Source organism: Streptomyces sp. WAC07094, assembly GCF_036320405.1.
In the GTDB taxonomy this organism is placed as follows: Bacteria; Actinomycetota; Actinomycetes; order Streptomycetales; family Streptomycetaceae; genus Streptomyces; species Streptomyces lannensis.
Window position 1 is genome coordinate 7,488,346 of the sequence record NZ_JAVMJZ010000001.1, and the last position, 19,382, is coordinate 7,507,727.

At 67.4% G+C, this 19,382-nt stretch carries 18 protein-coding genes and 1 pseudogene; 14 read left to right on the forward strand and 5 right to left on the reverse strand.

Annotated features, from left to right (window positions below):
• Positions 1-44 precede the first annotated feature (44 nt).
• On the forward strand, positions 45-506 hold the full coding sequence (locus RCR19_RS33520) for a hypothetical protein (protein ID WP_331268509.1): 462 nt from the start codon (positions 45-47) through the stop codon (positions 504-506).
• A gap of 228 nt (positions 507-734) precedes the next feature.
• Here RCR19_RS33520 and RCR19_RS33525 read toward each other — a convergent pair whose 3' ends face one another.
• Positions 735-1,859: an SMI1/KNR4 family protein gene (locus RCR19_RS33525; RefSeq protein ID WP_331268510.1), complete on the reverse strand. Its 1,125-nt coding sequence runs from the start codon at positions 1,857-1,859 to the stop codon at positions 735-737.
• Between the two features lie 196 nt (positions 1,860-2,055).
• On the opposite strand from RCR19_RS33525, the pseudogene RCR19_RS33530 reads away from it, so the two are divergent.
• Positions 2,056-2,157 (forward strand): annotated as a pseudogene (locus RCR19_RS33530) (IS5/IS1182 family transposase); the annotation flags it as partial.
• Positions 2,158-2,622: 465 nt separating this feature from the next.
• On the opposite strand, the gene RCR19_RS33535 reads toward RCR19_RS33530, so the two are convergent.
• Together RCR19_RS33535 and RCR19_RS33540 are read right to left on the reverse strand one after the other, a co-directional pair.
• On the reverse strand, positions 2,623-5,229 hold the full coding sequence (locus RCR19_RS33535; RefSeq protein ID WP_331268511.1) for a right-handed parallel beta-helix repeat-containing protein: 2,607 nt from the start codon (positions 5,227-5,229) through the stop codon (positions 2,623-2,625).
• 161 nt (positions 5,230-5,390) lie between these two features.
• A complete protein-coding gene (locus RCR19_RS33540) occupies positions 5,391-6,422 on the reverse strand; it encodes an aldo/keto reductase (protein WP_331268512.1) in 1,032 nt (343 codons plus the stop codon).
• A 134-nt stretch (positions 6,423-6,556) separates the two neighbouring features.
• Here RCR19_RS33540 and RCR19_RS33545 point away from each other — a divergent pair, with 134 nt between their 5' ends.
• The 9 genes from RCR19_RS33545 to RCR19_RS33585 all read left to right on the forward strand — a co-directional run bounded on the left by RCR19_RS33545 (position 6,557) and on the right by RCR19_RS33585 (position 15,001).
• A complete protein-coding gene (locus RCR19_RS33545) occupies positions 6,557-7,543 on the forward strand; it encodes an alcohol dehydrogenase catalytic domain-containing protein (RefSeq protein WP_331269627.1) in 987 nt (328 codons plus the stop codon).
• Positions 7,540-8,301, forward strand: coding sequence for an SDR family oxidoreductase (locus RCR19_RS33550; protein WP_331268513.1), 762 nt, complete (start codon positions 7,540-7,542; stop codon positions 8,299-8,301). The genes RCR19_RS33545 and RCR19_RS33550 overlap by 4 nt, the downstream gene beginning before the upstream one ends.
• A gap of 59 nt (positions 8,302-8,360) precedes the next feature.
• Positions 8,361-9,311 (forward strand): sugar kinase, encoded by a 951-nt coding sequence (locus RCR19_RS33555; protein WP_331268514.1) that lies wholly within the window; start codon positions 8,361-8,363, stop codon positions 9,309-9,311.
• A gap of 78 nt (positions 9,312-9,389) precedes the next feature.
• Complete coding sequence (locus RCR19_RS33560; protein WP_331268515.1) at positions 9,390-10,760, forward strand: ABC transporter substrate-binding protein; 1,371 nt, start codon at positions 9,390-9,392, stop codon at positions 10,758-10,760.
• 1 nt (position 10,761) lies between these two features.
• Positions 10,762-11,715 (forward strand): sugar ABC transporter permease, encoded by a 954-nt coding sequence (locus tag RCR19_RS33565; protein ID WP_331268516.1) that lies wholly within the window; start codon positions 10,762-10,764, stop codon positions 11,713-11,715.
• Positions 11,716-11,717: 2 nt separating this feature from the next.
• Complete coding sequence (locus tag RCR19_RS33570) at positions 11,718-12,620, forward strand: carbohydrate ABC transporter permease (RefSeq protein WP_331268517.1); 903 nt, start codon at positions 11,718-11,720, stop codon at positions 12,618-12,620.
• Between the two features lie 31 nt (positions 12,621-12,651).
• Positions 12,652-13,833, forward strand: a complete 1,182-nt coding sequence (locus tag RCR19_RS33575; protein WP_331268518.1) for a mandelate racemase/muconate lactonizing enzyme family protein — start codon at positions 12,652-12,654, stop codon at positions 13,831-13,833.
• Positions 13,830-14,168 (forward strand): L-rhamnose mutarotase, encoded by a 339-nt coding sequence (locus RCR19_RS33580; RefSeq protein ID WP_331268519.1) that lies wholly within the window; start codon positions 13,830-13,832, stop codon positions 14,166-14,168. Before RCR19_RS33575 ends, RCR19_RS33580 begins: the two co-directional genes overlap by 4 nt.
• Positions 14,165-15,001, forward strand: a complete 837-nt coding sequence (locus RCR19_RS33585; RefSeq protein ID WP_331268520.1) for an amidohydrolase family protein — start codon at positions 14,165-14,167, stop codon at positions 14,999-15,001. Before RCR19_RS33580 ends, RCR19_RS33585 begins: the two co-directional genes overlap by 4 nt.
• Here RCR19_RS33585 and RCR19_RS33590 read toward each other — a convergent pair.
• Positions 14,986-15,768 (reverse strand): FadR/GntR family transcriptional regulator, encoded by a 783-nt coding sequence (locus RCR19_RS33590; protein ID WP_331268521.1) that lies wholly within the window; start codon positions 15,766-15,768, stop codon positions 14,986-14,988. The genes RCR19_RS33585 and RCR19_RS33590 overlap by 16 nt on opposite strands.
• A 784-nt stretch (positions 15,769-16,552) precedes the next feature.
• Between RCR19_RS33590 and RCR19_RS33595 the strand changes: the two genes are divergently transcribed.
• The gene (locus tag RCR19_RS33595; protein ID WP_331268522.1) at positions 16,553-16,681 is read left to right on the forward strand and encodes a hypothetical protein; all 129 of its coding nucleotides are present in this window, start codon (positions 16,553-16,555) and stop codon (positions 16,679-16,681) included.
• Positions 16,682-17,180: 499 nt separating this feature from the next.
• Here RCR19_RS33595 and RCR19_RS33600 read toward each other — a convergent pair whose 3' ends face one another.
• Positions 17,181-17,588 (reverse strand): helix-turn-helix domain-containing protein, encoded by a 408-nt coding sequence (locus tag RCR19_RS33600; protein ID WP_331268523.1) that lies wholly within the window; start codon positions 17,586-17,588, stop codon positions 17,181-17,183.
• A 125-nt stretch (positions 17,589-17,713) separates the two neighbouring features.
• On the opposite strand from RCR19_RS33600, the gene RCR19_RS33605 reads away from it, so the two are divergent.
• Together RCR19_RS33605 and RCR19_RS33610 are read left to right on the forward strand one after the other, a co-directional pair.
• Positions 17,714-18,604 carry an NADP-dependent oxidoreductase gene (locus tag RCR19_RS33605; RefSeq protein ID WP_331268524.1) on the forward strand — a complete coding sequence of 297 codons (891 nt, stop codon included), beginning with the start codon at positions 17,714-17,716 and terminating at the stop codon, positions 18,602-18,604.
• Positions 18,605-18,948: 344 nt separating this feature from the next.
• Positions 18,949-19,326: a cupin domain-containing protein gene (locus RCR19_RS33610; protein WP_331268525.1), complete on the forward strand. Its 378-nt coding sequence runs from the start codon at positions 18,949-18,951 to the stop codon at positions 19,324-19,326.
• Positions 19,327-19,382: the final 56 nt, after the last annotated feature.

Sequence of the window (19,382 nt, forward strand, 5' to 3'; positions counted from 1 at the left end):
GCCACGACCAGCGGTCGAGAGGTGTCCGTGCCTGTTGCCACCGCATGCCCTATAGCCCTGGCGGCCAGCGAGCGGTACCGGCTGACGAAGATGGCCTGGGGCCACAAGACCGAGTATCGGCCGCGCCTCGCGCACAAATCGTCCTGCACGCGGCACGTGGGCTGGCCTTCGCGGTCTGGGACGACGGCAAGCTCGTCCGCTCACTCAGTCTGTCTCCGGACAGCGGCATCATCGAGGATATCGGCGAACGGCTGCCGTTCGAGCTGCCGTACTGGGAGGGCCGACAACCGGTGGAGCCCTTTCCGCCCTTCGAGGACGAGGTTCCGTACCCGCTGCCGTTCCATCCGCTGGGGTTGGGCGAGCGAGCGCTGCTGGAGTTCTTCGGCTTCTATGTCGAAGGCTTCTCCGACGAGGATGACGCCCCCGAGCCGGTGGTGGACATCTGGGACGTTGAACTGCATGGCTTCCGCGTGACAGCGACACGGCAGGACGGGGCCACGGACTGAACAAGGCAGTCCTTGAGGCTCAGCGCCAGTGGCGCCCAGGCAGCCATCGATCACCGTCGGCCGGTACTGCAGCATCTTCAGCCGGCGCTTCGCCACCCGCGTGATCTCCGCGAGACCGGCCGCGGCGAGGTTACCCATGTCGCGCTTGACCAGTGACCAGCGGCGACAGGGTGGGGTGTGCTGATGGAGTCGGCCACCTGCCTCGAACTCGACCGATGCGGCGCTGAATCATTGGTCATCAGCGGCTGGTTCTGCGTCGTAGGGCTCGAATTCGATGTAGTCGAGAGGGTCCTCGTCGCGGCGTCCGAGCGGGGGCAGGCCCTCGGTCGCGTACCGGCCGCGCAACCACTCCAGCAGGGTTTTGGTGAGGTCGGTGTTGAGCGGTGGTCCTTGGTCGGCATGGCGCGGTACGACGATCAATGGCCAGTCGTCCGGCGTGGCACCTTCGGTCAGCCAGCACAGTTGGTCGCCGTCGATAGAGTCGGCGAAGGGCAGGAATCCTCCGGGCTCGGGATAGACAGCCAGGGGATGATACTCAGGGAACTCGGCTCGCTGCCCCTGGTAAGTCTCCGTGTACCACTCGGCCCACGGTGCGAGCGCGTACTGGCCTTCGCCGAAGGGGATGTTGAAGCGCAGCCAGCCGCACCAGGAGCCGGCCCCGTACCGCTCCATCAGTCGTACGTACTCGCCGGGCAGACGTGTATCCAGCCTTTCGTACAGCCAGTCCCAGTTGTGCTTACCGAGCGCGGGTGTCTCCGGCGGCGGGACGAGTGCGATCAAAGTCTCCAGCCCGCTGCCTGTGGTGAGCGCCGCCCGCTGCTGAGCGGTTGGCTCCGGTCGCCGAGGCGGCGGTGTCCACGGGGTTCGCTCCAAGTCGGTTTGCATGCCACTTCGGGCGGCCACCGGGCGCATGCCGTCGGCCACGAGCCTGGCCAGCGTCGGCACGAGCGGGGTCGCGAAGCGCCGCCAGGGGTCGCGGCCCGCGTTCTCGTCGTCCTGACAGTGCATGACGACCGGCCATTGGTCGGGGTCGTCGGATGCGGTGGTGTCCCAGTAGAGGGTATCGGCGGTACGGGTGGCGCCGAAGGGAAGGACGCCGGGGGCGTTACGCCGAGTCTGCTGGACCCAGGTTCCATAGTCGAACCAACCGCGGTTGACGCATGGCATGTGAAGCCAGAGCCAGGCGCCGATGTCGAGTGGGCCGTACGCGGCGGCAATGGCCTTGTAGTCGGCGGGCAGGCGCATCCCCAACCAGGACTCGACTGCCGCCCAGTCGACAGGGACGGCGAAGTCGGCCGGCGGATCGCCGAAGATCTCGGCGAAGGCTTTGACGTGCGGGTCTGAAGCATTCACGGGTCTATCGACCTTTATCGGGAGCGAACGGGTGTTGCCCGGGAGGGCGGGGAAGCACATGAGCTCGTTCCAACCTGCCGCAAGGACAGGGTGGTTGGGCTGACAATGTGGTGAAGCTCCTGGTAGATGGGTTTTCGACCAAGAGAACCGTCTCCACCGGAGGCTTCGCACGCTTGTCTACCCGTCGGGCGTCGACGTGTCCAGTTCTGCCCTATGCTTCCTGTCCACCCGTCTGCGGCAGCACCGTAGCGCGATCGGCTGCCACTGGCGGAGTCTGAGCGCTGGTCGGCAGGTGGTCTCATCTTTGCCGGAATCAACACCCACGCTCTGTTCCCTCGGACAGACTGGCGGGTGTTCTCAGCCACGCGCAGGCGCCCCCCAGCGCTTCGTTGTGCTCACCCAACCGATCCTGCGCATGGCGATGCAACCGTAGCGGGCGGCCAGCTGCGCCGGCCGCGCCCGCCTCGATCGACAAGCTTGCCTGGATCTGGACCTGGCAAAGCCCCTGAAATCACGTCAGGAGTCCTCGGCCGAACCGTCATCACGAATGGCTTGAGAATGGGGCCCACCGCACTGGGCGAGAAGGCGGTGCGGGGCGAGCGTACGCCCGCCCCGCACCGCCGGATGGTCGATGGCAGGTCACGCTTGGTGCTCTGGTCCTCTCATGCGCTCGCCGCCAGAATCCGTGATTCTGGGCGGTCAGTCTGCCGGCGAGCTCCAGGTCACCTTGCCGCGCCTACCGTCGACCCACCGTGAGCGGCACCTATGGCGCCGTCACAGCGGTGACGGCGCCGGAGTCGAACTGGTTGATCGCTGACTGTGCGGCGTCGTGGGAGGTGGAGAAGATGCCCGCGTCCTGCTTCGCTGCGGCCGAGGCCAACGTCACGGGCTGACCGATCGGAACATAGTTGGCGCCGTCGTAGGAGTACGAGGCGCTGAACGAGGTGCCCGATCGGGTGAGCTTCACCCAGATGGGGCGGTAGATGTCGACGCCGGCCCGGGCGTCGGTGTCCAGGTATCCGTCACCGTTGGCGTCCCACTCGAACACGACGCCGTTGCGGGCGGTGACCGCGACGACGGCGTACCCGGCCGAACTTCCCGCCTTGGTCATGTCGTTGCGGACCATGACCCCGGACTTGGCCCAGGCGTTGGCATCGTTGACCGACACGACCCGTGTGGACACGCTCGAGTCGGCCCCCAACGAGCCGGCCCGGTAGATCGAGCCGAACTGGTCGTCGTGCTGACCGCCGGCGCCCCACACGTCGGCGCCCGCCGCCGCGATCCCGAATCCATCGCCGCTCTGGCCGAAGTACGAGCTGACGGCCGAAGCTCCGGAAGTGCGGAGGCCGGGTGCGACCGGTGCACCGACCGCGCACCCGCTGAAGCCGAACTGGTTCGCGTTGAGCGACGTCCGGTACTGCGGCGCGACACCCGCCTGGCAGATCACGTCTCGCGCGCCCTGGGGCCAGTTGGCACCGGTGACCTTCACGTTGTTGATCAGCTGGTTGTTGTGCGCCCCGGCGTTCGGCGTCGAGGCCCCGCCCGAGTTGTACCAGTTGTTCTGGATGACGTTGTCGCTGGTGTTGTTGCGGAGGCTGTATGCATTGGTGAAGAGGAAGGAACCGCCCTGGACCACGTTGTTCTCGTAGGTCATCGAGCGCGAGCCCTCGTCGAGGTAGAGGCCGACTCCAGAGATGTTGAACAGGTAGTTCTTGGCGACCACGCTTCCCGGGCTGGCGGAGAGGTTGTAGACCGATCCGCCGTCGGCGAAGCGTGCCTTCGTGTTGTGTACGAGGTTGCCCTCGACGCGGTTGTCCTTGAGCGTCGTCGGCGTCGTGTACAGCGTGTTCCACTTGTAGTAGCCGCGGTCGACGTAGTCGTTCGAGCCCCCGGCGTCGTTGATGCCCCAGCCGTAGCCGGTGTCGATGCCGTCATAGGGGACGTTGGAGACCTCGTTGTGCAGGATGCGGGCGCCTGTGACGTAGGTGCTGAGGATTCCGCTGTTGTCCTTGTAGTCCACCGCCACGCGATTGATCGTGTTGTTGGCGATCTGGATGTTCTTGTTGGTCATCCTCGGGTCGCTGGGGTGGTGCGCGTCAGGCAGTACACCGCCGACCGCGACGCCGTGCCCGCTGTTCTCCATGAACCGGTTGCCGACCACGTCGATGTCGCCGGCGCCCAGCCCGATTCCGGTCCTTGTGGCGTTGGCGTCGTTTCCGATACCCAGCGCCGACTGGCCGAGGTTGGTGAATGTGTTGCCGGTGAACGAGATGCGGCTGGCGGCGGAGACCTGTACGGCGGCGGGCTCCTGGTACCAGCTGGTGCGCGCTCGCTCGAACATCTCGCAGCCGCGCGAGCAGCTGGTGAAGGCGTCGGCGGGGCGGTAGTCGTAGGCGCCCTTGATGAAGAGGCCGTTCTGCTGGTCCGCGTACCCGTCGGTCGAGGGGCCGAGCCAGGAGGTTCCGGAGAACTGGATGCCCTCGAAGGCAAGACCGGTTACGGGCGCGTCATACGTCCCGCCGATGCTGACCAGTGTCTGCAGGCGGGGCAGCTCGATGTCGAGCTGGTTGGGGTCGACCCCGTCCGCCGGCTTGTAGTAGAGCTTCCCGGCGCCCGGAGCTATGTACCACTGGCCGATCTGGGTGAGGAAGCTCAGTGAGTTGTCGAGGTACCAGCTCGGACCGGCCAGGAACGAGTTCTGGACGGTGTCCCAGCCCCACGTGTTGTTGTCCCAAGCGGGCTGCGCCATCGTGATCTCGGTGGCACTGATGCTCTGGACCGGCGAGTAGCGGTTCGTGAAGTCGCCGAGGGACTCGAACTCGATGCGCCTCTGGTCGGGGAGCGTGGCGAGGTAGCTCAGGGCCGGGTTCTTGATGGTGAGACCGGTCGCGGTGGGAGTGACGTCCGCGTTGGCCAGGCGGATGGCGGCGCGAGGGGCGATCACGCCGTTCACGTAGAGCTGGCGGGTGTCGAGGCCGTTGGGGGTGTCCGCCTCCCAGATGCCCGACCCTGCCTCGGACTTGGACCAGCCGGTGACCTTCGAGGCGCCTGTGATGACCGGGTGGGCGCCCGGGGCGGCGGTCCAGTGGACGGTGTGGTCGCCGCCGTCGTCGCCGGGTCCGAACCGCAGGGGCTCGGAAAGGCGGTAGGTGCCGTCGGCAAGCTGGACGGTCACGTCACCATGCTTGGTGGCCGGACCGACAACATGCTGCGCCCGCTCCAGCGAGCACGGCTGCGACTGGCTGCAGTGTCCGGCGTCCTTGCCGTCCGGTGCTGCGAAGTACTCCGTCCTGGGGGCGGCTTGCGCCTGAAGAGGAATGAGCGCTGATGCGATGACGGCGCAGGCGCCGAGCGCCGCGAGGGTGCCCACCCTGCGCCTCCATCGTCTGCTCACCGAGCGTGTCGAGTCTGACGTCGATGTCATGTTCGATCGCTTCCTGTGATAGGGGCGTTGATGCCCGACACAGAGTTAGCATACGTATGATGTTTGTGACAAGATTCATATGACGTATGACCCGGAACCCTGGAGGATCAGCGTGTCCGGATCGGGTCCGGGGCGAGCCCTGTGAAGTGCAGTTCCTCCCACAGCGCCTCCGGGATCACCGCCCGATACCGCGCGACATTGCCTCGCACGTGTTCCTGAGTGCGCATCCCTGTCACCACCGAGGCAACTGCGGGATGACGCAACGGGTATTGGATGGCGGCCGCGGGAAGCTCCACGCCGTGGCGCTCGCAGACGGCGGCGATGCGGGCGGCACGCTCGACGACGTCCCGCGGCGCTGCCCCGTAGTCGTAGGTCGCCGAGCTGTCCACGGCCGTACTGCTCAGCAGTCCGGAGTTGTAGACCGCCGCGGCGACGACGCCGACGCCGCGGGCGCCGGCGACGGGCAACAGGTCGTCCAGTGCCGATTGATCGAGAAGGGTGAACCGCCCGGCGACCATCACCACATCGACGTCGGTCTGCCTCACGAACTCGGCCAGCAACGCCGCCTGGTTCATGCCGGCGCCGATGGCACCGACGACGCCCTGGTCCCGGAGCTCGGCCAGGGCGGCGATCCCGCTCGACGATGCCGGCCCCCAGTGGTCGTCCGGATCGTGCAGATAGGCGATGTCGAGCCGGTCCGTCCCCAGCCGTGCCAGTGACTCCTCCACGGAACGAAGGATCCCGTCGCGGCTGAAGTCCCAGACCCGCTTCTTCGTCGCCGGCACGATGAACCCGTCGTCGTCGAGCCGGTGGGTCGTGTCCGGGCTGTCCACGAGCAGGCGCCCGACCTTCGAGGAGATGACCACACCTCGCCGAGTGGCCGCGTTCAGGGCGTCCCCCAGGCGGCGTTCGGACAGTCCGAGGCCGTAATGCGGCGCGGTGTCGATGTAGCGGATCCCTTCCTCGGCTGCGGCTCTGACGGCGCGCTGGGACTCGTCGTCGGTCGTCTCGGTGAACAGGTTGCCGAACTGGGCTGTGCCCAGGCCCAACTCCGTGAGCTGGTGCCCGGTTCGCAGGCCTCGGGTCGGGAGCGTCTGTTCCATGGATGCGTGGTCGCGCGGCGGTGGCTTGCTGGTCACGAGGTCGACTATAGGACAGCATACGTATTATGTTTCCTGCTATGTTGCGCACGGCTTTGGGCCGTTGCGGCCCCGGACATAGCGAGGAGGAGCCGATCAGCATGTTGGCGGCAAGTTACGTAGGCGCGCGCACGATGAGGGTCGAGGAGCGGGAACCGGCCGAGCCGCGTGCGGGGGAGGTCCGAGTCGCCGTGGCTTACGTCGGAATCTGCGGCACGGACCTCCATGTCTTCCACGGGGACATGGACGGTCGGGTCAGCAAGCCGGCGACGATCGGACACGAGATGTCAGGCACGGTCGTCGCCCTCGGTGCCGGCGTGGAGGGCTGGTCGGTGGGTGATGCGGTGACTGTCATGCCGCTGGCCTGGGACGGCACTTGCCCGGCCTGCCGTGCGGGGAACGAGCACATCTGCCAGAACCTGGACTTCATCGGCATCGACAGCCCCGGAGCCCTTCAGGAGTACTGGAACGTACCGGTGTCGGCACTCGTGCGGCTGCCCTCCGAGATCTCGTTGCGAGACGCCGCGCTTGTGGAGCCCGTCGCGGTGGCAGTGCACGACGTACGACGCTCCGAACTCGTCGTAGGCGACAAGGCGGTCGTTATCGGTGCGGGCCCGATCGGCGTTCTGATCGCGGTCGTCGCTGCCGCGTTCGGTGCCGAGGTCGTGATTGCCGAGATCGACCCGACCCGGCGGGCCGCCGCCGAGGAGATGGGGCTGACGACGCTGGACCCCTCGTCGGTCGATCAGGTCGCCTGGGTGGAGGAGTGGACGGACGGAGCCGGAGCGGACGTCGTGTTCGAGGTCTCCGGCTCGGCCGCCGCCGTGCTCGGCGCCACGAGCTTGGCGAAGGTCCGTGGCACGCTCGTTGTGGTGGCCATCCACTCGCAACCGCGGCCCATCGACCTGCACCGCGTGTTCTGGCGGGAGCTGAGGTTGCTCGGTGCACGGGTCTACCAGCGCCACGACTTCGAGCGCGCCGTCGAGCTCGTGGCCGAGGGCGCCATCCCGGCCGAGAAGCTCATCACGGGCATCGTGCCCCTGAGCGAGGTCGAATCGGCCTTCGGTGTCCTCGAGGCCGGGCAGGCGATGAAGCTGCTCGTCGAGGTGAGCGTGTCATGAACCCCTTCGACCTGACCGGCCGCCTCGCTGTCGTGACCGGGGCCAAGCGCGGAATTGGGTTCGCCATCGCCGAGGCTCTGGCCGCTGCCGGTGCCGACATCGTCGGACTCTCCGCCACCCTCGATCCGGCATCATCGGCAATCGGCGACCGCGTGCGCGGGCTCGGCCGCGAGTTCTCGGGACACCGCGTCGACTTCGCAGACCGACGGCAGGTGACCCGGTTCGCCGAGGAACTCGCCGCAGGCGAGCGCCCGGTTGACATCCTGGTCAACAACGCCGGGACCATCCGCCGCGCTCCCGCCGCCGAGCATCCCCTGGACTGGTTCGACGAGGTGCTCGAAGTCGATCTCACGAGCACATTCGTGCTCAGCCAGGTTCTCGGGCGGAGGATGCTGGATGCGCAACACGGGCGCATCGTCTTCACCGCCTCCCTGCTCTCGTTCCAGGGCGGGATCAACGTGCCGGGCTATGCGGCCGCCAAGTCCGGCATGGCGGGACTGATCCGGGCGCTATCGAACGAGTGGGCTGGATGCGGTGTGACCGTCAACGGCATCGCCCCGGGCTACATCGCGACCGACAACACCCAAGCGCTTCAGGACGACCCTGACCGGTCCCGCGCGATCCTCGAGCGGATACCGGCGGGGCGGTGGGGAACGGCGGAGGACATCGCAGGCGCTGCTGTGTTCTTGGCGTCGGACGCAGCGCGCTACATCTCCGGGACGATCCTGCCGGTCGACGGTGGCTGGCTTGGCCGATGAGGCTCTTCGAACGCCCAGGTGGCGACAACGCTCCGGGCGGAAGCGGTGAGGGGAGCCTGATGGGTGGTCACGTGCTGACCTTCGGGGAGACGATGGGGCTGTTCCGCGCCGCCGACGTCGGCGACCTCGCGGAGGTGGCCGACGCCCGCATCGCGACGGGAGGTGCGGACAGCAACGTTGCCATAGGCCTCAGCCGGCTCGGCATTGACGCGGTCTGGGTGGGCCGAGTCGGAGCCGACCCCCTCGGTCGGCGGGTCGTTCGCGACATCCGAGGCCAAGGTGTCGACGCAAGAGTCATCGTCGATCCCGACGCGCCGACCGGCCTGATGATCAAGGAGAAGCGCACCCCTCACACCACGAGAGTGTGGTTCTACCGCTCTGGAAGCGCCGGCAGCCGCCTGACCGTGGACGACATCGACCCCCACCTGGTGGAGAGCGCCGCCCTCATTCACGTCACCGGGATAACCGCTTCGATTTCCGACTCGGCCCGCGAGACCGTCCACGAGGTGGTGCGGCTGGCGCGGCGGTCCGGAGTGCGCGTCTCCTTTGACGTCAACCATCGGCGCTCGCTGTGGAGGACAGGGGACCCCGCGCCGGTGTACCGAGAGGTGGCGGCCGCCGCGGACCTCGTGTTCGCAGGCGAGGACGAGGCCGCCCTGCTCACCGGCACCCGGACGAGCGACCCTGCGGAACTCGTCGCCGCGCTCGCGCACCTGGGTCCGTCGACGGCGGTGGTCAAGCGGGGTGCGGCCGGCAGCATCGGCTACCACGACGGAGCTGTGCTCGAGCGTGCCGCCATCGCGGTCCCGGTCGTGGACTCGGTGGGCGCCGGCGACGCCTTCGTCGCCGGCTTCCTTGCCGGCTACACCCGAGCAGCCGACATGGCGGCCTGCCTCGACCTTGCGACGATCGCCGGCGCCTTCGCGTGTATGGGCCCCGGCGACTGGGAGGGCGCGCCGACTCTGGACGATCTCACACTGCTGGAGAACGACGATCCAGTATCAAGATAATATGAATGACAAACATCATACGTATGCTCTATAGTCCTGCCGGAGTCGTCAACGAAGTCGACAGGACAAGGACATCTCATGGTCGGAATCCACACTCTGGTGCGTTCGCGCCGTAAGGCGTCGACCGTCGCCGTGATGTGCGCCGCAACTGCGCTCCTGACCCTTGCTGGTTGCGGCGGCCAAGGCAGCTCGGCGAACGGGCCGCATGGTTTTCCCGAAGCCAAGCAGGAAGCCTCCTCGACGATCACCGTCTGGGTGGACGCGGACCGACAGGCTGCCGCGAAGGCGTTCCAGGCGGCGAACCCGGACACCAAGATCAAGGTCGTCACCTATGACGGGTCCGCCAACGGGTCCAATTCCTTCCGGACGAAGGTGCAGCTCTTCGACCGCGCCGGCAGTGGCTGGCCCGATGTCGTCTTCTCCAGTCAGAACAACGACGCGGCGTGGGCCAGCCAGAAGAGCGGTGGCAAGCAGGCGTTCGCGGCCGTGTTGGACAAGGGTCTGGTCCCGAAGGACACGCTCAGCAACTTCACCGGAGGCTCGCTCAACCCCTGCACGGTGGACGGCCGCGTGTACTGCCTGCGCAACGACCTCGCCCAGGCGGTGCTCTGGTACGACAAGTCCCTGCTGGAGCAGTTCGGCTACGCCGTCCCGACCACGTGGGAGGAGTACCAGGCGCTGGGCGAGAAGGTCGCCAAGGAGCACCCCGGTTACATCATCGGGACGGCCGGAGATGCCTGGACGCCCGAGGTGTTCATGTGGGCGAGCAAGTGCCAGGCCAATGACGTGACCGGTCCCAAGTCCCTCTCCGTGAAGACCGACTCGACCGAGTGCAAGCGGGCGGCCTCGATGCTCGACGCCCTCCGCAACAACGGGACCGTGCCGGTGGTCAGCGTTTTCACTCCCGAGTTCTTGAAGAAGTACTCGGGCAAGGTGCTGATGATGCCGGGTCCGGCCTGGTACGCCGGCGCGATCTTCAACAACCCTCAGTCGCTCAACGTGCCGGCCGGACGGCTCGGCGTCGCCGCGCCGTTGCCGTGGAAGGGCGAGGACGAGGCTGCGACGGGCAACGTGGGTGGCGGAACCTGGTTCGTCTCCAGCCATTCGAAGAACCTGAAGGCCGCTGAGAAGTTTGTCCAGTTCGTCACCACGGCCGACGACTATCAGGTCGACGTCGCACCGGGTTACCCGGCGTACGCGCCCGCCGCACAGAAGTGGATCGCGAAGCAGGAGGCGAGCAAGTACTACGCCACCCCGCTGCAGCCGGTGGTGAGCGCAGCGTCGCGGGTCTGGGACGGCTGGGGTTACCCCACATTCAGCCAGGAGGCGATATGGGCGAAGACGATGACCCCGGGGATCACAGGCGGCAAGTCGATCGTGGACCTGCTGCCGACCTGGCAGAAGGCGATCGAGAACCAAGCCAAGGTCAACGGATACGTGGTGAAGTGACATGACCCTCGCTCCTCCGAGTGACCAGCTGACCGTTGACGCCTCACGGCGTCGGCGGTCACGCCGGGGTAGCGGCCGGCCGGCCGGTAGCGCCTTCGCTCGCAGCCCGATCGGCTATCTCTTCGTCTCGCCCTACGCGTTGCTCACCATCGCCTTCGGGATCATCCCTTCGCTCTACGCAGTAGTCCTGGCCTTCACGAACGCAGACGGCGGATTCGCAGGCTTCGACAACTTCACCAAGGTCGTCGGCGATTTCCGGTTCTGGCCGGCCGTGTTGCACGTGACCACCTATCTCCTCATCTGGCTCCTCGCGCTGGTGGTCTTCGTCGTCGGCCTGGCGTTGGTGGTCCACGCCGTCAGTGTGCGGTGGGTGAGCGCGACCCTGCGCTTCGTCTACTACCTGCCCGGCGCGCTCGCGGGCGCGTCCAGCGTCCTGTTGTGGCTCTTCGTCCTCGATCCGACGGCGAGCCCGGTCAGCGGTCTGCTCAGCGCGCTGGGGTTCGACAGCTTCGTGCAGGTGATCCAACCCGGCCACCTTCCGGTGATCTTCGCAATCATCGCGTTCTGGACCGGAGCCGGCGGGTGGATCATCATCATGTACGGCGCCCTCAACAACATCAGCACCGAGGTGATCGAGGCCGCCCGCATCGACGGCGCGAACGCCGTCCAGATCGCGTTGCGGATCCAACTTCCGATGCTGCGCAAGTGGGTTGCGTACATGGGCGTCATGTCACTCGCGGCCGGCACCCAGTTGTTCGTCGAGCCGCAACTGCTCAGTCAGGCCAGCAATGCGGTGGTGCCCAACGACTACTCGCTCAACCAGCTGGCCTACCAGTACGCGTTCCAGCAGAACGACTTCAACGGCGCGGCCGCGATCTCGCTGATCCTGCTGGTCGTCGCGCTCCTGCTGTCCTGGGTGTTCGTGACCCGCGGTGGCCTCTTCGAGAAGGAATGACCATGAGAGCACTCTCCGCCGAACGCCGCCGGCCGAGCCTCAGCGGGTGGAGCGGGCGGTCCATCGCCGGCGTCCTGCTCGTCGTCTTCGTCCTGTTCTTCGCCGTCCCGATCCTCTGGCTGCTCCTCGCGGTCACGAAGTCCTCAAAGGCGCTCGTCGTCGCCAACCCGTTCTCGCTCGGGTCGCGGTCGGACTTCGTCGCCAACTGGCATCAGCTGTTCGACTTCCAGGACGGTGCGGTGACGACCTGGATCGGCAACTCCGCGCTGTATGCGATCGGCGCCCTGGTGATCACGCTCCTCGTGAGCATCCCCGCAGGCTACGCGCTCGCGCTCACGGAGTTCAGGCTTCGGCAGGCGCTGCTCGTGCTGACACTCGTGGTCATGCTGATCCCCAGCACCGCACTGGTGCTGCCCATCTTCCTCGAGCTGAACAGTGTCGGTCTGATCGGGAGCCCGCTGTCGGTGATCCTGCCCATGTCGTTCTTCCCGTTCGGCGTCTATCTCACCTACATCTACTTTTCGACGAGCATCCCTCGTGACATCCTCGCCGCCGCGCGCATCGACGGCTGCAACGGGTTCCAGGTCTTCACCCGGGTCGCCCTTCCGCTGGCCGCCCCGATCGTCGCCCTGGTGGCGTTCTTCAGCTTTGTTCAGAACTGGAATAACTTCTTCCTCCCGTTCGTGATGCTGCCCTCGAGCGACGGATACCCGATCCAGGTCGGGCTCACCTCGCTTCTGGCGTCAACCCCGGCTTTCAATCCCAGCTCCGCGGGATCCGACTCCGTCCAGCTGCCCACCTTGGCGCTGGGGACGATCGTGTCGATCCTGCCCGTCCTGGTCGTCTTCCTGTTCTCCCAGCGATTCCTGGTCGCGGGCATGACAGCTGGAGGAACCAAGGAATGACCGCTCGCACATGCAAGGAGAACCACCGCCGATGAAGATCACCGGGTACCGCAGCCTGAACACCGTTCACGACTGGGGCAGAATCACCGGGGACGTCAACGGTGTCCAGCCCGGCCACGCCACGCCGGTCCCCGTCCTCATCATCGAGACCGACACCGGCATCGAGGGAGTAGGCCTCGGGTCCCACGCCGACATCGCCCGTGTCTTCCCCGCGATCGAGGGCGATGACCCGCGGTCGGTCGTGGCGCTCTACGACCGAATGCTCGACTGGGTGTTCAAGGCCGGTCACTCAGGATCCACCTTCGGAACCATCGGGGCCGTCGACATGGCCCTCTGGGACATCAAGGCCAAGGCCGCCGACGAGCCGCTATGGCGGACCCTCGGGGCCCGCGAGCGCTTCGTCCCCGGGTACGCGTCCGGTCTCGAGTACGGCCTGACCGAGGACGAACTCTCCGACCTCTACGGCCGGTTCGCGGACCGTGGGTTCAAGGCCGGCAAGCTCAAGGGCGGCCGCGACCTCGACCGCGACCTGCCCCGGCTGGAGATCATGCGTGACATTCTCAGCCGCAACTCCCGCCGGCCGGCGCTCATGTTCGACGCCAACGAGTCGTGGAACCACGCCCAGGCGGCCCGGTATGTCGCGGCCATCGAGCAGCGCATGGACCTCACCTGGGTTGAGGAACCGCTGCGCCGGTGGGATGCGGCCGGCATGGCCGCGCTGCGCGGGAAGGTGCGTGCGGCGATCGCAAGCGGCGAGAACCTGACCGGGCTGGAGCAGTACCGCCCGCTGCTGGACGCCAACGCGGTCGACATCGTGCAGGTCGGCAACGTATGGGGGATCACCCACTTCCTCCGCGTCGCGACGCTCGCACACGCCCACGATCTGCCGGTGAGTCCCGTCGCGTACAACGCGAACCCGGTGGCGCACGCCGCCGCCGCCGTGCCGAACCATCTGGCCTTCGAAGTCCAGGATCTTCTCTTTCCCGTCGGTCTCGACGTCGACCAGCAGTTCGACGACGGAGGCATCGTCCTGGGCGATCGCCCAGGCATCGGGATCGTGGTCGACGAGTCCCAGATGTCCCCGGCCGGCGCTGCGACGCCCCGGCCCGCGGCGACCGGACCGCACATTCGGCCCGAACGCGCTGCCTTGCGACTGGTGGCCGAGCCGGACGTGATGGATGACCCGACGCACCGCGGAGGCCGATCCTCGTGACCCGTCAACCTGAGCGCAGGGCCTTCGTCGTGGGTGTACGGCCCGAGAAGCGCGACGAATACCTGACGCTGCACCGTGCCGTGTGGCCGAGCGTCGAGCGAAAGCTCACCGAATGCAACGTGCGCAACTACAGCATCTTCATCTTCGGCGACATCCTGTTCGCCTACTACGAGTACGTCGGCGAGGACCACGAGGCGGACATGCAAAGGATCGCCGAGGACCCGGCTTCGCAGGAATGGTGGACGCATACCGACCCGTGCCAGGTGAGGATCGCGGAGGAACGTGATCCCGGGGCGCTGTGGCAGCCTGTCGAGGAAGTGTGGCATCTCGCATGACTGCCGGCATCGACGCCCATGTGCACCTGTGGGACCGGGCGGTGGACCCGCAGGACTGGATCGACGCGGAGACCATGGCGCCGATCGCCCGCGACTTCGGCGCCTCAGATCTGAGCGAGATGCTCGCCTCGACCGGACTCGATGGCGCCGTGGTCGTGCAGTCGAGCAACAGCCTCGAGGAGAGCATCCGGCTCGCCAAGCTGGACTCATCAGCCATCGCCGGCCTCGTCGCGTGGGTCGACCTCGCGGCGGAGGTCGGACCTCAGCTCGACCGGATCCGCAAGGACGCCGCTGTCCCCGTCGTCGGGGTGCGGCATCTGGCCCACATCGACCCGGACCCGCAGTGGATGATGCGCGAGGAGGTCGGCGCGGGCCTCGCCGTACTCGAGCGTGAGGGCCTCTGCTTCGACCTCGTCGTGCGTGAGTGGCAGCTCCCTCAGGCAACCCGCCTGGCAGCGCGCCACGGCGGACTCCGCTTCGTGCTCGATCACCTGGGCGGTCCGCCCGAGCCCGGGCAGGACAGGAGTATGTGGGCGTCGCGGCTGCGGGATCTAGCGCGGCAACCGAACGTCGTCGCGAAGGTCTCGGGACTCACGTCGGGCCTCGCCCCTGGATCATGGCGTGCAGCCGATCTCGCCGCCCCGGTGACGATCGCCCTGGGATCCTTCGGCCCCGGGCGTCTGCTCTACGGCTCCGATTGGCCGCTGGCTGAGCTCGGCGGGGGTGCGGCGCCCTGGAAGTCCGCTCTGGAAGCCCTGCTCGACGGGCTTTCCGTCTCGGAACGCGCGGGTGTATTCGGCGGCAACGCTGCCGACGTCTACTCGCTCTTCTGATTGAGCGCTCGACCACGCGCCCGTGGCGCGTGGTCGGGCAGCCGACGACGCTCCCACGAGATGTGGATGTGATCGTGCATCGCCTTCTGGGCCGCGGCGACATCCTTCCTCGAGATGGCATCGACGATCGCCGCGTGTTCCTTCAGCGTCAGTGTGAACGCATCAGGCGGGTCGATGCCCTGGTAGCGGCTGGACTCCGTGGCTCGCTTGTACAGATGCTTGGCGATGTTCTCCGCCAGCCGGTTGCCGGAGATCTCCATGAGCGCGTAGTGGAACACCACATCCGCCTGCCGGAAAGAGTCCGCCTCGGACTGGCTTTCCCGCATCGTGGTCAAAGCGTTCTCCAGCCTCCGCAACCCATCTGCGCTGCGAGAACCGGCAACCGCGCCCGCCATCGCCGACTCGAGGCTCGCCCGCACGATCGTCAGCTCGTCGAGGACGCCGAGCGTCTCGTCGTTGTCGATCAACGCGGACAGCACCACCGGATCGAGCATGTTCCAGTAGCCCGGCGCCCGCACCTGGGTGCCGCGCCCCTGGGAAACGATCACCAGGCCCTTCTCCTCCAGCCGCTTCACCGATTCACGCAGCACCGTGCGACTCACGCCGAAGTGTTCGCTCAGCGGACCCTCCGGAGGCAGCAGCTCGCCTTCCTTCAACTGGCCCGTCACGATGAGGTCGACGAGCTCGGAAACAACTGCAACGCCCAAGCGGCCCGCGGGCAGGCGTCGCGGGATCAGACGGGTTGCGGGCTGCGGCTCGGTTGGCATACGTATGACCTTATCGCTCAATCAATCTGCGGTCGACGAGGATCCTGGTCCACAACATGTCGTCGACGTTCCGCGACGTACCACCTCGAAGTCGTCGGCGGCAGCATTGTCGAGTCAGGGCTTGGATCACGGCGGCCGCCGAAGTCACCGACTGTAACCTCGCGAGCGGGCCGCAGTCGGTGCGGGCCAGACTGCGAGCCAGGTGCGGGCCCTGGTTGACGGGCACCGGGCTCCGCCGGGCCTGCGCCCCTTGGTGGCCCAGGGCCGGCGCGGTGTCCACTCGGTCGGGACGTGGTGGTCAGGAAGGCCGAGGATACGACCGGCGCAGGCTGCGCACCGGTGGTGGGCCAGCCGCTCGTTGACCAGCCAAGCGGCAGGATCTGGTCATGTCCCGTGTCGGCGGCGTAATCACGTCGGGTGGATCTTCGGTCGTGGGATCGATCGAGTCCATGTCGCCCTTTGGGAAGTAGCTGTGGGGGAGGCGATCCATTTGTCGTGCACGCCGCGCCCTACCTTGTTGGTTGGCCCCCGCAGGTGGCTTCGGGGCTCTCGCAGAGACCGAGGTCGGCGAACCGGTCGGCGCGGGCCTGGGCGCGATACCGGCCCGAGGATGAGCCCAGGTACGGCTTCGTCGCCCCGGACGTCCCCCAGCTGACCCTTGACGCACCGCCCGGGCACCGTGGTCGCGGGCGCGGCCGGGCGCCCATGGAGGCGCTGATCCGGGTAGCCGCCGAGAGGCCCAGCCGCTCGGCTCAGCCTGAGTGTCGAGGACGGCAACTCTGCTGTGCTCCTCTACACCTCCCTCGGCTTCATCGTCGGCAGCCAATCCTTCGATCACGTCCTGGAGATGGGCCAGGCTCAAGTGAATCTGGACCGGTCCTGGGAGTGCCTCAGCCGCATCGCCATGGGCTGACCGGTTCGCGCCCCGACATGCGACGGCGTGGCCACGGTGCCCCGGCTCGGGCTGCGATCGGTTGCCTGGACATCATCGACAAGCTCGCACGAGTAGGCGCCTGCAGCGTGAACGCTGCTTTGGAATACGAACGCTGATCGAATGCCCCTGTTCCTGGCCGCCAGCCGGCGGTGCAAGAGCGTGGGTAGGGGCACGGCTCCCATCTTTCGGGCGAACAGGCAGACAGGGGGAGGCTTTGGGTCGGCGGAGTCTGCCAACTCGTGGTCGTCTTCATGCTGGGCGAGGGTGCGGGGAAGCGCGGTCTGCCAGATGCGATCGGTGGCGGGCAGGGTTGCGTGGTGAGACGAGCCAGGGTGCCGTCCTGCAGCCAGAGCTGGTTGCGGCGGTGGCAGCTGGGCCAGGGACCGTAGCAGAAGGGCTGCCGGGTGCAGGTGAGCGACGGGAAGCCGTCCAGGAGTGCTTCACTTCCAGGAGGTACGGATTCCTGGGGTTCGGCGGATCAGCCCTGGTCGTTCTCCGCGTCGTACCGCTCCTGCGCCCCGTGGACCTCTTCGATGTGGGTCTCCGCCCACCGCTTCACGGACATCATCAGCTCGGAGAGGCTGCGGCCCAGGTCAGTCAGTTCGTAGTCGACGCGGACCGGGACGGACGGGGTGACCGTGCGCGTGAGGAGTCCGTCGCGCTCCAGTGACCGCAGTGTCTGCGTCAGCATCTTGGGGCTCACCCCGGCCATGGTGCGGGCGATGTCGCTGTAGCGCCGGGGACCCTCGCTCAGTGCGGCGATGGTGAGACAGGCCCACTTCTCGCTGATGCGGCCGACTAGCTGGTGGGTGGGGCAGGCCTTGATGAATGCGTCGTACTCGATGCGGGCCTGCTCGCGCCGCTGCGCGGCCGTCACGGTCGCCATGGCTCACCTCCACGGAACGTAGGCACCTTCAGGTAACTACTTACCAAGAGATAGTAGCTCTTCCTAGGGTTGTTGACGGCTGGGGAGATACCAAAGCCGACAGTGATAACCGGGAGATTTCAGTCATGCGTGCAGCTGTGGTGAGGGCCTTCGGCGGGCCCGAGAAGGTGGAGATCGTGGAGACCGAGGTACCCGAGCCGGGGGTGCGGCAGGTGCGGATCAAGGTGTCGGCGGCCGGGCTGAACCCGGTGGACGGGGCAGTGCGGTCCGGAGCCTTCGGAGGGGAGGGACAGCAGCTCGGGTTCGGCTTCGACGTCGCCGGGACGGTGGATGCCACCGGGGCCGAGAGCACGTGGCACGTCGGCGACGCGGTGGTGGCTGTCGCCCACGGCCTGGTCAGGCCGCTGGGCACGCACGCCGAGTACGTCGTTGTCGAGACGGACGCGGCGGCGGCCGCTCCGACGTCGGTCGACGCGGTTGCGGCGGCGACGCTGCCTCTGAACGCGCTGACCGCCGCACAGGCCCTGGATCTGCTGGAGCTGGAGTCCGGGCAGTCCCTCCTGGTCACCGGTGCGGCGGGCGCGGTCGGCGGCTACGCGGTGCAGCTCGCCGCGCGCCGCGGTATCGCGGTGACCGCGCTGGCCCGGGAGGGCGACGAGGAGTTTGTACGGTCCGTGGGGGCGTCGTCCTTCACGAGCGGCGCCGTCGCGGCCGGCAGCTTCGACGCTGTGCTGGACGCGGGGGTCCTCGGCCCGACGACCCTGGAGTGGGTGCGCGACGGCGGCGCCTTCGTCGCCCTCATCCCGGGCACTGCCCCGGATCCGGCCCGCGGTGTGCGGACGGCGGCCGTCGAGTCGAGCGCAGACGGCTCACGCCTGGCCGAGCTCGTCCGCTTGGTGGACGAGGGTGCCCTGACCCTCCGCGTGGCTGCGCGGTACCCACTGGTGGAAGTCGCAAAGGCCCATGCGCATTTGGAGGAGGGCGGGGTTCGGGGGCGGATCGTGCTGGTTCCCTAGCGAACCGGCCTTGAGTGCCGCAGCCCGCCACCCGTCCCAGGCCTGCGACGCTACGAACCGAGTTCCTGGCGCAGGTCCAGGTAGCAGCATGGCCGCACGCTGGGTTCGCCGGTCTCCCGCCTGCACAATCGGTGGTTGGAGCCCCGGTCTGCCACTGCCTATCGGGGCCTTGCAGCGGCGGGGGATTGGCACGTGGTGACGCTGGCCGAAGCCGGCGCGCAACTGGCCGCCGGCTCGGGTCTGGGCTCGGGGCGGTCCTCGTTCGGGCGGTAGTCGGGGAGTGCGCCGCCGACGGCGGCTCGCACACGCCTTCGTCCGCCGGGCCGATGTCATACTTTGCCGATGTGAGCGATGACCTGGGCACGGTGTTCGACCTGCTGGAAGTCAACGGCGTGATCTCGGCGGGATTCGCGGCAGGAGGCAGGTGGCGCACCGGGTTTCGACCGGACGTGCGGCTGAAGCTGCTCACCGTTGCCCGGGGAGGGGTCCGGGTCTCGGCGGACGGCGCCGACGCTCAGGTCATGAGTGTGGGCGATGTTGTGGTGCTCAATGGCTGCAAGTTCGTGGGCATCGAGGACGCCTTGGAGACGGGCGGGCTGCAAACGACGTTCACGCATCCCCCCGATCGGGCCTTCTACGAGGCCGGCGGTGGTGACGACACCGTGGTCGTCGGGGGGCACATCGACCTGTCGGAAGGAGCCGATGCGCTCGTCGGGGCCTGAGTGGGCCCTTGTTGTATCTGCCCGCAGGCCGTGACACCGAGAGGCTGGCGAGGACG